We start from the raw sequence: 14,200 nt of genomic DNA, 5'->3' as shown, positions 1-14,200 counted from the left end.
GATGAGAAGCAGATACGAGATGTATCTGCTTTTTCATATTGGATGTTTGTTAGTAAGCTAGTATAATTTCATTCACCGAACTGTAACGTTTAGAATTATGGTACAATTCAAATAAAGGAGGGAGGAGAAATATATGAACGTTATACGATTAACAGAAGATAAATTTAGAGAAGCATTACGCTTATCAGAATACGCTTTTCAATATAAAGTTGAAGAGGATCGATTGCAGCAGCAACTTACAAGAATGAAGGAAAGTCATGAAGTGTACGGTATTATAGAAGGTAATGACTTAGCGGCAAAACTACACCTTATTCCGTTTCATATATACATAGGAAAAGAAAAATTTAAAATGGGTGGCGTTGCAGGGGTAGCAACGTATCCAGAGTATAGAAGAAGCGGATATGTGAAAGAATTACTTCAACATTCACTTCAAACGATGAAAAAAGACGGATATACAGTATCGATGTTACATCCATTTGCTGTTGCATTTTACCGTAAATATGGCTGGGAACTTTGTGCGAATCTTCTTGTATGTCATATGACAAAGAGTGATTTAGTTATGAAAAAACAAGTGAATGGTACTGTGAAACGTTTCAATAAAGAAAATCACTCAGAAGAAGTCGAGAAGCTTTATGAAACATTTGCAGAACGTTTTTCTGGTATGCTAGTTCGCAATGAAAAATGGTGGTTACAAGCAGTTTATGATGATTTAACATTAGCAATTTACTACGATGAAAATAAAACTGCAGCAGGTTACATGTTATATAAAATAGAAAAATCTAAAATGACTGTAGAAGAATTCGTACCACTGCATAATGAAGCACGAAATGGTCTATGGAACTTTATTTGCCAACATGATTCTATGATTAAAGAACTTGAAATGACAGTAAGTGAAAACGAACAGTTGTTATATACATTGCAAGAACCACGTGTGAAAACAGAAATAAAACCATATTTTATGGGAAGAATTGTAGATGTAGAGCAGTTCTTAAAACAGTATGAGTTAAACTGGAACAATATACAACAAGAAATAATTTTACATATTACAGATTCATTTGCACCGTGGAATAATGTATCGGTGAGACTTGCAAATTATGAAATAACAATTATAGAAGAACCAATGGATAAAGGGATCAAGCTAGATATAAATGCACTATCTACAATATTGCTTGGATACAAACGCCCATTAGAACTAAATGAACTTGAATTAATTAACGGAAGCGAAGAGGAAATACGAGCGTTTGAGAAAATAGTTCCGGTACGAGAAGCCTTTATTTATGATTTCTTTTAAAAAATAGGGCTGTCCAAAATCAAACTTTGGGACAGCTTTCTCTTTGGGTGTTGGTTTTTGTCGGTAAGTTGATATATCCTGAAAATCGCTGATATAATTTTATTCACAAATAAGGGTATACGTAGTCACACACTTGACTTTTATTTTCTGTAATTTATAATTAAAAACGGAATGAATTTTCATTCCTGAAAATAGAGGTGGAAAAAATGGCTAAAAACAAACAAGAGGATATTTTTGATGCTGCGATGCAACTTTTTGCGGAGCGTGGTTACGATGGTACGACAATTCCAATGATCGCTGAAAAGGCAAAAGTCGGTGCGGGTACTATTTATCGCTATTTTGAAAATAAAGAGGCGCTTGTTAACTCATTATTTTCAAAAAGTATGTTACAGCTTTCTGAAATGATAAAAACGGATTTTCCTGTTGAAGCAAATATTCGTGAACAGTTTAGTCATACGTATAACCGTTTATTTGAATTTGCGAGAAATAATGTGGATGCTTTTCTGTTTACAAATTCTCACTGTGATAGTTATTTTCTTGATGAACAAAGCAAGAAAATATTTGATGATTTTATAGGCTTCTTTATGAATATTATAGAAGATGGGATTGTAAAAGGCTTACTCCGTCCGTTACCTCCAGTTGCTTTAATTATTATTGTATATCAACCGTTAGAAAAATTAATTAAAGTAATTGCAACAGGGCAATTAGAGTACTCAAAAGAATTAGTAAAAGAATTGGAAGAAAGCTCTTGGAACGCTATAAGAATCATTTGATTCTATAGCTTTATAAGGACAGGAATGAATATTCATTCCTGAATAGAATTAAAAAATGAGAGTAGGAGAGGGTATTTGTGTAACTAAAGGAATGAACATTCATTCCGAAAAAGTAGTTTAATAGAGTTTATAAAACAATGTAATAGAGTAATAGGAATGAATATTCATTCCGCAACTAACATGAAATTTTAATCGCGGGAGATGATGCAAATGAGCAAGCTGAAAAATTGGAGAAGTTTATCTTTTCTATTATGGATAGTTATTACTATTACAATGATCGTTACGATGCCCAATATGGATAAATTAGTGAAAGAAAAAGGGCATATTACGATTCCTAATACAGAACAAAGTAGTATTGCTGACAAAATGATAAAAGAAATGAATAAAGACGGGACAGAAAAGTATGAGATTATAGCAGTTTTTAATAGTGGTAGTAAAACAGCTTTAACGACTGAACAAAAAGAGGAAATTACAAAAACAATCAACGTTTTGCAAAATGAAAAAGAACAATTAGGAATTAAAGAAGTTGTTTCACATTTAGATAATAAAGATTTAGAGAAACAATTAGTTTCTAAAGATAATACGACTATTTTAACGCAAATATCGATAGATAAAAAGCATGGTGAAATATCGAAAGTTACAAATAATCTTCATAATAAAGTGAAAACGAAAGGGGTAACAACGTACTTAACAGGAAGTGACTTAATCGCGGGCGATTTTCTTACATCCTCTCAAGAGGGAGTGAAAAAGACTGAAGTTATTTCAATTATTTTCATTCTTGTAATATTAATCATTGTATTCCGTTCACCTATTGTTCCAATTGTTTCTCTTCTTACTGTTGGGGTATCATATTTAGTTTCAATGGGGATTATTGCCCATTTAGTAGATCAATTTAATTTTCCGTTTTCTAACTTTACGCAAGTGTTTGTCGTTGTTGTCCTGTTTGGGGTTGGAACAGACTATAATATTTTATTATTTACAAGATTTAAAGAAGAATTAAGTAAACAAGAAAACGCATTTTTGGCTACGAAAGAAACATTTAAATCGGCAGGGAAAACCGTTTTATATAGCGGGATAGCAGTGCTAATTGGTTTTGCATCTCTTGCTTTAGCGAGTTTTAAATTATATCAATCTACTTCAGCGGTAGCAATTGGTGTCGCAGTTTTATTACTAGTATTAACTACGTTAAATCCGTTTTTCATGGTGCTTTTAGGAAAAGGGATGTTTTATCCCGTTAAAACATTTAAAGGTCATGAAGACAGTCGTCTATGGGGATTCTTTGCGAAAAACGCAGTAGTAAGACCATTTGTAGCTTTAATTATCGTATTTGTGATATCGATTCCTTTCATATTAAAGTATTCTAATACACTTAATTACAACGACTTATTTGAAGTAGACAATAAATATGAGTCGAAAATGGGGATTAACGTAATAGAAGAACATTTTCCACCTGGTTTTTCTTCACCAAGTACGTTAGTCATTCAATCGAATAACAAGTTAGATGAGGCGAGTTCGCTTCAAACTTTAGATGAACTAACTGATAAGATTTTGAAAGTGAAAGGTGTTTCAGAAGTATATGCACCGACACGTCCAACTGGTGATAGGATTAAAGAACTATATATAAATAAACAAGCGGGTGAACTAAATACAGGTTTAGGAGATGCCAATGGTGGTATAAAGGAAATTAATGATGGATTAACTACTGCGAAAGATAAGATGGGTAATAAGGACTCAAATAGTCTTGCAAACGTTCAAAAGTTAATTGATGGAACAAATGAAGCGAAGAATGGTGTATCGGCATTAGGAACAGCTTTAAATCAACTATCTAATGGCATAAATGATGGAGCAAAAGGTGCGCAGCAAATTGAGAGTGGGTTAACTTCAGTAAATGAAAATATAAGTATATTATCTCATGCAGCTTCACAACTTCATGCTGGCTATACGCAGTTAGAAAAAGGTTTAAGTTCTTACAGTCAATACTTCGGAAGTATTTCTCAAGCGATTGACGGTGCGAAGAAAGGTTATGAACAAATTGAAATGTTAATGACCAATTTCATCCAAACGAAACCAGAATTAGCAAATGATCCTAACATTCTGCAGACGATAGGAATTGCTAAAGAGGCTCAAAAGCAATTAGGTGGGCTTTCAAATGAATTAAATCAATTAGCAACGCAACACAATGCGGCGATGGGATCATTTAAAGAAGCGAATCAATTGTTATTGAAAGTGGATAATGGCTTAAAAGAAATGAGCAACGGAGTTACTAAGTTACAAAAAGGAGCAGCTGATCTTAAAAATGGATTAAATGAAGGTGCTTCAGGTTCAAAACAAATTGCGAACAAGTCATCTGAATTACAAACCGGATTAACGAAAATAAACGATGGGCAAGGCCAGCTATTAACCGGACTGAAAGACTTGCAAGAACAGATGGGGCAATTACAATCAGGACTATCTAAAAGTACAGAAGGCCTTGAAAAGGTAAGTAACGGCCTAGGGGATGCTCAGAAATATTTAGGAGAACTAAATGAATCAAAAAGCTCTGAGAAATTCTATATTCCAAAAGAAGTTTTGGAGGGAGAAGATTTCCAAAAAGCTTTGAATACGTACATGTCACATGATAGAAAGACTGCTAAAATGACAATCATTTTAGACGTAAATCCGTATTCAAAAGAAGCGATGCCAGTTATTCAAGAAATCAATAAAACGATAGATGGTACTTTGAAGGGGACGGAATTAAATCATGCGAAAACAGCAATTGGAGGAACGACAGCTAGAAACGTTGATTTAAAAGAAGTAACAGGGCAAGACTTCTTACGTACAGCTACAATTATGTTAATTGGAATTGCGATTGTATTAATGATGATTACACGTTCATTATTAAATACCATCTTTATTATTGGATCGTTACTATTAGCGTACTTTGCATCATTAGGGATAAGTGAACAAATTAGTACGCATGTTTTACATGTAGATTCATTAAGCTGGAATGTTCCGTTCTTTAGTTTCATAATGATAGTCGCTTTAGGAGTGGATTATAGTATTTTTGTAATGATGAGATACAATGAGTTAGAAGGGGACCCAGCGACGAAAATTGTAACTGCTTCTCGTCATATTGGAGGAGTCGTATTATCAGCAGCACTTATTTTAGGAGGTACATTTGCTGCATTAATCCCTTCAGGTGTATTAACGCTTATACAAGTAGCATCCGTTGTTGGTGTTGCACTGTTACTATTAGCTATTATTGTGATGCCAATATTGTTACCTGCTTTAATAGGATTAACGAGTAAAATGAAGAATTATGCAAAGAAATTAAGTGAAAGGAAATAAAAGAATCCACTTTTAAAAGTAACTGGTTCCGTTATAGGATAGAAAATATAAAATAACACACAAATTAGGGATGCAAAATCACATATGATTTTGCATCCTTTTTTATATAGTTCACTCAAATAATGGTGGAATATCTTTTTTAAAAGGTAAATGGAAAATTTATGTTAAAATAATGATAGAGATTATGAAAAAATATTCTTAAGTTAACGGTCAGGTTACTTTAAGAAGGATTTTTCAAAGGAAATGTTGAATATCGTATTTTGAAGGAGTGATTGCAGTGGAGTAAGTAATTTTTTAAATCTTGGTTAAATACTTTGAAGGAAGGTATTTATAAATATGAATACAAAACTAATAATAGTAGAAGGTTTACCTGGATTCGGAAAATCGACCACTGCAAAGCTAATAAATGAAATTCTAAACCAAAATAAAATTGAAGTTGAACTATTTTTAGAGGGGAATTTGAACCACCCCGCCGACTATGATGGTGTATCTTGTTTTAATAAATTTGAATTCGATAGATTAGTATCTAACAGTGGAGATTTTAAAGAAGTTCTTCTTAAAAGAGTTTTAAAAAAAGGAAGCAATTATTTATTACCATACAGAAAGATAAAAAATGAGTTTGGTGACCAGTTTTCGGACGAATTATGTAACGATATTTCAAGAAACGATATATATGAATTACCATTCGATAAAAATATTGAATTAATTGCTGACAAATGGAATGACTTTGCTGAAATTGCTCTAGAAGATAATAAGGTTTATATTTTTGAATGTTGTTTCATACAAAATCCATTAACAATTGGGATGATTAAATACGGTGAACAAAAAGAAAAAATAATAAATTATGTAATGAAAATTGCAAAAATCATAGAGAATTTAAATCCAATGTTATTCTATGTAGAACAAGATGATCTTGAATTTTCATTTAGGAAGGCATTAAAAGAAAGAAATCCAGAATGGTCCAAAGGAATTGTCGACTATTACACGAACCAAGGCTATGGGAAAGAACATAATCATTCAGGTGTAGAAGGAACGATAAAAGTTCTTGAGGCTAGAAGGGATTTAGAGTTAGAAATATTCGATATGTTAAAAATGAAAAAAGAAAAAATCAATAATACAAAATATGAAATTGACTCATATAGTTCAATGCTAAAAGATAAGTTAACAATAAAAATGGTGAAATAGCTTTTTACACTAACGGGTGCTTTAGTTGAAGAAGGAAATAAAAACGCTCAGAATATTTTGTGAGCGTTTTAGTTTGCTATTTATAATGCGAAATGCATTCAAATGATTGTATTATTTCAATGGATAAACATAATGCTCCAATTATAAATATTTTTTTCAAAATGAATCCTTCTTAAAGTGTGTATGTAACTTTAATATAATTAAAAACAAAGGTTTTATTCAAGTTTGTAAAGAAAGGAATAGCAATCAACCGTTGCTATTCATCCAGCTTCTACTATATAATAGCTATAGTCTACAATAATTGAGTCGTAATATGCGATTTTTTAAGACAATCGGTGAGAAAACGCTGAAATAAGCGGTATTAGTAGGAGGACACAAATGATTACAGTAAGTAACGTTAGTTTGCGTTTCGCGGATCGCAAATTGTTTGAAGATGTTAACATAAAATTCACGCCAGGTAACTGCTACGGCTTAATCGGAGCAAACGGTGCTGGTAAATCAACGTTTCTAAAGATTTTATCTGGAGAAATCGAACCATCAACAGGTGACATACATATTACGCCAGGCGAGCGTCTAGCAGTATTAAAACAGAACCACTTTGAATATGAAGAGTTTCCAGTATTAGAAACTGTAATTATGGGTCATACTCGTCTTTACAAAGTAATGCAAGAGAAAAATGCCATTTACATGAAAGAAGACTTTAGTGATGAAGATGGAATGCGTGCTGCAGAACTTGAAGGTGAGTTCGCTGAGCTTAACGGTTGGGAAGCTGAGTCAGAAGCTGCAATCCTTCTTAAAGGTTTAGGTATTGGTGAAGACCTTCATGATAAGAAAATGTCTGAGTTAACTGGTGCAGAGAAAGTAAAAGTATTACTTGCTCAAGCTTTATTCGGTCAACCTGATATTCTATTACTAGATGAGCCTACGAACCACTTGGACTTAAAAGCGATCCAATGGTTAGAAAACTTCTTAATGAACTTTGAAAATACAGTAATCGTTGTATCCCATGACCGTCACTTCTTAAATAAAGTATGTACACACATGGCTGATCTTGATTTCGGTAAAATTCAACTTTATGTTGGTAACTATGACTTCTGGTATGAGTCAAGCCAATTAGCTTTAAAATTAACGCAAGATGCTAATAAGAAAAAAGAAGAGAAAGTAAAAGAGTTACAAAACTTCATTGCACGTTTTAGCTCAAACGCATCTAAAGCGAAACAAGCAACTTCTCGTAAAAAATTATTAGATAAAATTACATTAGATGATATTAAGCCATCATCTCGTCGTTATCCATTTGTTGGCTTCACACCAGAGCGTGAAGTAGGAAATGACTTATTAACTGTTGAAGGTCTTTCTAAAACGATTGATGGTGAAAAAGTGTTAGATAATGTGTACTTCACTTTAAATAAAGGTGATAAAGTTGCATTTATCGGTCGTAACGATATTGCAATGACGACATTATTCAAAATCCTTATGGGTGAAATGGAGCCAGATAGTGGTTCATTTAAATGGGGCGTTACAACATCTCAATCGTACTTCCCAAGAGATAACTCTAAGTACTTTGAGAACAGTGACTACAACTTAGTTGAATGGTTACGTCAATTCTCTCCACAAGATGAGTCAGAAAGCTTCTTACGTGGTTTCTTAGGCCGTATGTTATTCTCAGGAGAAGAAGTTAAGAAGAACGTTTCTGTATTATCTGGAGGCGAAAAAGTTCGTTGTATGTTATCTAAAATGATGTTAAGTGGTGCAAACGTAATTACACTTGACGATCCAACGAACCACTTAGACCTTGAGTCTATCACTGCATTAAACAATGGTTTAATCGCATTTAAAGGTACAATTTTATTCACATCTCATGACCATCAGTTCGTACAAACAATTGCAAACCGCATTATCGAAGTAACGCCAAACGGTGTAATCGATAAAGAGGCTACTTACGATGAGTTCTTAGAAAATGAAGAACTTCAAAAACAAGTAGATGCAATGTACAAAGGTCAATAATAAATGATGAAAACCCTCGCTTTCGTTTTGAGAGCGAGGGTTTTTATAATCATTATTTTTATGGATTGTGAATAATTATTCAAGAATAACTTTATTAGAGGAAAGAGATTTGGATTTTGCACATAGAAGAATGGCTGAAGCATAAATAACTGAATGAAGAAATAATATATATCAAAAAATTAAATGCTATCTATTGTGAATTTCATTATATTACATTAATGTTCCAGAACTGGAGACATATTTATTTGCGAAGTAGTGAATAAAGGTTTATAGTATGTGATGTCATAATTAGTGGATGAATCTTGGGAGAAAACAGGAAATGTTACAAATTTATTTTGTTAAATAGAAACCAAGGTCAAAATGTCTAAAAAGAAATAGTTGAATAAATACTAGCTTCAAATTATAATTACTAGTATTCTTCATATAGTTAAATATATAAAATCTATTTGAAGATAAAAAATTGAATAGAGAGACAGACTTATAAAAAAATAAGCCTTGGATGATCAAAAGAGGTGGAGAAATGAAACAATTCTTATTAAAGAGCAAAAGTGTGTTAAGCAATCATTTTGGATTCTTTCTGTTTGCCGTTATTTTATTTTGGCTCAAAACATATGCAGCTTATGTAACGGAATTTAATTTAGGAATTTCAAACACAATCCAAAAATTCTTGCTGTTTTTCAACCCACTTAGTTCAGCAGTTCTATTTTTAGGACTTGCATTATTTGCAAAAGGGAAACGATCTTATATTTGGTTAATTGTTATCAACTTGTTATTGTCGATTCTTTTATACGCAAACGTCGTATACTATCGCTTTTTCAGTGACTTTATTACGTTCCCGACATTAACACAAACGAATAACTTTGGAGATTTAGGCGGTAGTATTATTGCGTTGTTACATCTTTATGATCCGCTATACTTCTTAGATACAATTATTTTAATTGTGTTAGTAGCAACGAAATTTGCAAATCCAAAACCAATTCGTGTTGCGAAACATAAATTATCTTTAGTATTTGTAGCAGGTATTTTATTATTCAGTGTTAACTTAGGACTTGCAGAATCTGACCGTCCTGAATTATTAACAAGAACATTCGATCGTAATTATATTGTGAAATATTTAGGGGCATATAACTATACAATTTATGATGGAATTCAAAGTGCGAAAGCATCAACAGAACGAGCATTAGCTGATGGAGATAATATGACAGAAGTAAGAAATTATTTGACATCAACTTACGCTAGTCCAAACCCTGAGTATTTCGGTAAAGGAAAGGGAATGAACGTAATCTATATTCATTTAGAGTCATTCCAAAACTTCTTAATTGACTATAAATTAAATGGTCAAGAAGTAACGCCGTTCTTAAACTCATTTACAAAAGATGCGAATACGCTTTACTTTGATAACTTCTTCCATCAAACAGGGCAAGGGAAAACGTCTGATGCGGAGTTTATGTTAGAGAATTCTATGTTTGGTTTACCACAAGGATCTGTATTTACAACGAAATCTCATAATACGTATCAATCAGCACCAGCTATTTTAGGGCAACAAGGATACACATCAGCAGTATTCCACGGTAACTATAAAACATTCTGGAACCGTGACGATATTTATAAATCATTTGGTTTTAATAAATTCTTTGATGCTTCATACTATGATATGAACGAAAAAGATGTAGTAAACTATGGATTAAAAGATAAACCATTCTTTAATGAATCCATTCCGTTATTAGAAACATTGAAACAACCGTTCTATACGAAGTTTATTACGTTATCGAATCACTTCCCGTATCCAATTGATAAAGAGGAAGCGACAATTGAACCAGCGAACACAGGTGACTCGTCTGTAGATACGTATTTCCAAACAGCACGTTATTTAGACGAATCTGTAAAAGGTTTCATCGATTACTTGAAACAATCTGGTTTATACGATAATTCTATTATCGTTATGTACGGAGACCATTACGGTATTTCAGATAATCATAACGCAGCAATGTCAAAAGTAATGGGTAAAGAAATTAACTCGTTTGAAAATGCACAGTTACAGCGTGTACCTTTAATCGTTCGTGTACCAGGTGTGAAAGGTGGCGTACAACATCAATACGGTGGTGAAATTGATGTTCTTCCAACTCTTTTACACTTACTTGGAACAGATACAAAAGATTATGTTCAATTTGGTTCAGATTTATTATCACCAGATCATAAACAAGTCGTTGCGTTCCGTAATGGTAACTACGTAAGTCCAACAGTTACTGCATTAAACGGCAAATACTATGATACAACGACTGGAAAACCAGTAGAATTTACAGATGAAATAAAACAAAATGAACAAATGGTTCAAAAATCGTTAAAATACTCTGACCAAGTCGTGAATGGTGACTTATTACGATTCTACACACCGGAAGGATTTACACCGGTTGATCGTTCAAAGTACAACTATAACCATCGTGATAAAAATAAAACGAAGGTAAAGACGACTGAAGATGGGGAAACGAAATAAATATTAAAAAGCGCTACTCATATGAGTGGCGCTTTTGTTTATAAATAGAACGTTGTTATTATATAGAAACATCTTTAGTCTTTTGTTTCATCTTTCCAAAGAACACTACACCAGCAATGACAATAATGATGAATGCCCATTTAATGAAAGGGTTACTTTCGAAAAATGCAGTGAACCACTTTTCATCCACAATCATTTTCGCGGCAGTATAAGCTAAAACAGCTGCTCCAATTGTAATAATGATAGGATAACGGTCGACCCATTTTAAAATTAATCTACTGCCCCAAACTACTACTGGAATTGAAACCAATAGCCCAATGATTACTAAAGAAAAGTTGCCATGCGCAGCTCCAGCAACAGCGAGGACATTATCAATGCCCATTAATGCATCAGCAATGATAATGGTTTTAATAGCAGACCAAAAACCTTCTTCTGCTTTAATATCATGATCTTTGCCTTCAGCAATTAATTTGTAAGCGATCCATATAAGAAGTACACCACCAATTAGAAGTAACCCTGGTATTTTTAACAACCAAACGACAACTAAAGTAGCGAGAGCTCTAATCGCGATTGCCCCGATAGTTCCCCATATAATTACTTTCTTTTGTTGATCTTTCGGTAATCGTCTTGCTGCTAATCCAATTACAATGGCATTATCACCGGCTAGCACTAAATCAATTACAATAATGGCAAGCAAGGCTGACAAATATTCGGCTGAAAGAAAATCCATATACACATCACTCCTTAAGAGTAATATGTGCTAAAGTGTTGATAATATAAAAAATAGGATTGAATTTGTATATTCAATCCATAATTACCATTTTTGAATTTTTTTTACCCCAAGCTTTATGATTTCGGTTTGGGTAATGAGTTGCTTCCCAGACCCAAATAGGATAGTTACCTTCGTAATGAGGCAATCTTGTTTTAGCAACGCGCACCATCCAGTCATATGAATATAAATCGTCTTGATCAATGAATTTTTTATTACCTTCTAAATAACCAACTTTCTTAAATTGCTTCCAAGCTTCTTCAGTTTGTACTGTATAAACGATCATATGGCACCTACTTATTTAAACTAGATTATAGTATAACATGTGATTTTTTTAAGTTAAATTCATGTGATTTTGAATTTTTATTAATATTAGAGAAGGGGGAGTTTGAGCGGAATATACGAGGAATAATTCTAAAACGATAAAAAGACTTGATTCCTAAATAAAGGAAATCAAGTCTTTTTCATTACATACGATTATCATGCCAGAAGTTTAATGGGAAGTGTTCGTTCTCACTATAGGCTTCTAATTCATATCCTTTTTCTTTCAGTCCTTTAATAATACCAGGTACTGCTTTTACGGATTGTGGGTGAATATCGTGCATAAGGATAACTTCTGTTGGCTTGTTAGCGCCATTTAGAACGTTTTCTACAATTTTAGCTGATGCAGCATCAACCTGCATTTTGTTATACTTCCAGTCTAAAGAATCGATTGTCCAATCCCAAACTTTTAAGCCATTCTCAACAACTTTGTTGCGAAGAGCCTCATTTAATCCTGGCATTGATCCGTAAGACGGACGAGTTAATACTGGTGATTTGCCTAAAACGCCAGCGATTAAGCCTTGATCTTCCTTCATCTCATCTACATAATGACCTTCTGTGTAAAGCTTCTTGTAGTTATGAGTCATACTGTGCATCCCAACGTAGTGGCCTTCAGCATCTTCACGTTTTACAAGATCAGGGAAAGCTTTTACATTTGAACCAATAAGGAAGAATGTTGCTTTTGCATTTTCTCTCTTTAACATATCTAAAAGCTCAGCTGTGTATTTTCCAGGACCATCATCAAATGTTAAGTAAGCTACTTTTCTAACTTGCCCATTATATTGTTTTGGAGCTTCTTTCGGTGCAAGAGATGATTGAATTTCACTTACAAGTTGAACAGATTTTGCTTCATCCTCTGTACTCGCTAGAGCAGTATGTGCTGATCCTAAGGCCGCTTCGTATGTAAATAATACCCCCGCGCAAATCAACATAGCCCTTTTCACTAAAGTTGTCATTCGAATTCCATTGTGCATAATTTTCCTTCTCTCTATAAAAGTTCTACTCTACTATATTAGCAATTATAGGGAGGTAATTGCAAAAAAACTTTTTTACAAGAGCAAAAAAGTTTGTCCAAAAGTATGCAAGATTTCAATATTTTGCTGGTTTACTAAAATGAAACAAGGATGGAATGAAAATGCATGTAGTTTGTTGCTATATATAATAAACCCAATGAGTGAGTTATACAGAGAATGCTGACGAAGAGTGTGCCTGTTGCATTAAAACGCATCTACAAAATTTCACATACCGTATTTTGAAAAATAAATATAGGAAAACCAAAAAGTAATGTAGAATATATCGTACATACATATATGAAGTCAACAGAAAAGATAAAGAGGTGGGCATATGTTACTTGAAGAAGTAATGCAGCAACTAGAGGAATACGGAACAGAACAGAATCGTAAAACGTATAAAAACCACGGAGCGAAAGAGCCACTATTCGGAGTTAGTTTTGCTAATTTAAAATTGTTAAAAAAGAAAATAAAAAAAGATCATGATTTAGCAATTTTATTATGGGAAACAAAAAATATGGATGCAATGACATTAGCAACAATGATTTTAGATCCAAAGAAAGTTACGACAGAACTGCTAAATAAATGGGTACAGGAAGTTGATTATTATTGTTTAATGGATGTTTTAATGACGGCTATTTGTACGTCGCCAATCGCGATAGAAAAAATGGAAGAATGGACAAAGTGTGATGATGAATGGATTGGAAGAGCAGGCTGGTCTTTATTAGCAAATATAGCGATGAAAAATAAAACGTTACAAGACGATTTCTTCTCTCCGTATTTAGAAGAAATTAAAGTAAATATACATAATGAAAAAAATAGAAAAAAAGAAGCGATGAATCGTGCTTTAATCGCGATAGGAATTCGTAATGAAGACTTAGAGCAAGCAGCGATTGAAATTGCACGTGAAATTGGAAAAGTACACGTTGATCACGGGGCAACGTCATGCAAAACACCAGACGCAGAGCCGTATATAAAAAAAGCGAGAGAAAGAGCTGAAAAAAAGAAAGTGAAATAAGAAAAGGG

General features: G+C 33.2%; 9 protein-coding genes and 1 pseudogene. 7 read left to right on the top strand and 3 right to left on the bottom strand.

Annotated features, from left to right (window positions below; genetic code table 11):
- The first annotated feature begins 133 nt into the window (after window positions 1-133).
- From PDK19_RS12130 to PDK19_RS12105, 6 genes are all read left to right on the top strand, one after another.
- Window positions 134-1,291: a GNAT family N-acetyltransferase gene (locus tag PDK19_RS12130; RefSeq protein WP_270707167.1), complete on the top strand. Its 1,158-nt coding sequence runs from the start codon at window positions 134-136 to the stop codon at window positions 1,289-1,291.
- A 206-nt stretch (window positions 1,292-1,497) separates the two neighbouring features.
- Entirely contained in the window at window positions 1,498-2,064 is a 567-nt protein-coding gene (locus PDK19_RS12125; protein ID WP_001107304.1) for a TetR/AcrR family transcriptional regulator, read from the top strand.
- 210 nt (window positions 2,065-2,274) lie between these two features.
- Entirely contained in the window at window positions 2,275-5,391 is a 3,117-nt protein-coding gene (locus tag PDK19_RS12120; protein ID WP_270707166.1) for an MMPL family transporter, read from the top strand.
- A 336-nt stretch (window positions 5,392-5,727) separates the two neighbouring features.
- Window positions 5,728-6,576: a hypothetical protein gene (locus PDK19_RS12115; protein WP_001093184.1), complete on the top strand. Its 849-nt coding sequence runs from the start codon at window positions 5,728-5,730 to the stop codon at window positions 6,574-6,576.
- Window positions 6,577-6,954: 378 nt separating this feature from the next.
- Window positions 6,955-8,580: an ABC-F family ATP-binding cassette domain-containing protein gene (locus tag PDK19_RS12110; protein WP_000633868.1), complete on the top strand. Its 1,626-nt coding sequence runs from the start codon at window positions 6,955-6,957 to the stop codon at window positions 8,578-8,580.
- Window positions 8,581-9,100: 520 nt separating this feature from the next.
- On the top strand, window positions 9,101-11,074 hold the full coding sequence (locus PDK19_RS12105) for an LTA synthase family protein (protein WP_000808747.1): 1,974 nt from the start codon (window positions 9,101-9,103) through the stop codon (window positions 11,072-11,074).
- A gap of 58 nt (window positions 11,075-11,132) precedes the next feature.
- Here the strand turns inward: PDK19_RS12105 and PDK19_RS12100 are convergent, their stop codons facing one another.
- From PDK19_RS12100 to PDK19_RS12090, 3 genes and pseudogenes are all read right to left on the bottom strand, one after another.
- Entirely contained in the window at window positions 11,133-11,804 is a 672-nt protein-coding gene (locus PDK19_RS12100) for a TerC family protein (RefSeq protein WP_000346927.1), read from the bottom strand.
- Between the two features lie 79 nt (window positions 11,805-11,883).
- Window positions 11,884-12,129, bottom strand: a pseudogene (locus tag PDK19_RS12095) (DUF3841 domain-containing protein); the annotation flags it as partial.
- Window positions 12,130-12,310: 181 nt separating this feature from the next.
- Entirely contained in the window at window positions 12,311-13,138 is an 828-nt protein-coding gene (locus PDK19_RS12090) for a peptidoglycan-N-acetylglucosamine deacetylase (protein ID WP_000551433.1), read from the bottom strand.
- A gap of 370 nt (window positions 13,139-13,508) precedes the next feature.
- On the opposite strand from PDK19_RS12090, the gene PDK19_RS12085 reads away from it, so the two are divergent.
- Window positions 13,509-14,192 carry a DNA alkylation repair protein gene (locus PDK19_RS12085; RefSeq protein ID WP_000923426.1) on the top strand — a complete coding sequence of 228 codons (684 nt, stop codon included), beginning with the start codon at window positions 13,509-13,511 and terminating at the stop codon, window positions 14,190-14,192.
- Window positions 14,193-14,200: the final 8 nt, after the last annotated feature.

The sequence above is a fragment of the Bacillus cereus group sp. BcHK124 genome, assembly GCF_027712065.1.
Lineage (GTDB): Bacteria > Bacillota > Bacilli > Bacillales > Bacillaceae_G > Bacillus_A > Bacillus_A pacificus.
The sequence above is the reverse complement of the archived record's forward strand: the minus strand, read 5'-3'. Positions and strand labels throughout refer to the sequence as shown.

Excerpts from the sequence above, each read along its gene's own strand:
- PDK19_RS12130 (WP_270707167.1), top strand. The coding sequence starts at position 134 with ATGAACGTTATACGATTAACAGAAGATAAATTTAGAGAAGCATTACGC.
- PDK19_RS12125 (WP_001107304.1), top strand. The coding sequence starts at position 1,498 with ATGGCTAAAAACAAACAAGAGGATATTTTTGATGCTGCGATGCAACTT.
- PDK19_RS12120 (WP_270707166.1), top strand. The coding sequence starts at position 2,275 with ATGAGCAAGCTGAAAAATTGGAGAAGTTTATCTTTTCTATTATGGATA.
- PDK19_RS12115 (WP_001093184.1), top strand. The coding sequence starts at position 5,728 with ATGAATACAAAACTAATAATAGTAGAAGGTTTACCTGGATTCGGAAAA.
- PDK19_RS12110 (WP_000633868.1), top strand. The coding sequence starts at position 6,955 with ATGATTACAGTAAGTAACGTTAGTTTGCGTTTCGCGGATCGCAAATTG.
- PDK19_RS12105 (WP_000808747.1), top strand. The coding sequence starts at position 9,101 with ATGAAACAATTCTTATTAAAGAGCAAAAGTGTGTTAAGCAATCATTTT.
- PDK19_RS12100 (WP_000346927.1), bottom strand. The coding sequence starts at position 11,804 with ATGGATTTTCTTTCAGCCGAATATTTGTCAGCCTTGCTTGCCATTATT.
- PDK19_RS12090 (WP_000551433.1), bottom strand. The coding sequence starts at position 13,138 with ATGCACAATGGAATTCGAATGACAACTTTAGTGAAAAGGGCTATGTTG.
- PDK19_RS12085 (WP_000923426.1), top strand. The coding sequence starts at position 13,509 with ATGTTACTTGAAGAAGTAATGCAGCAACTAGAGGAATACGGAACAGAA.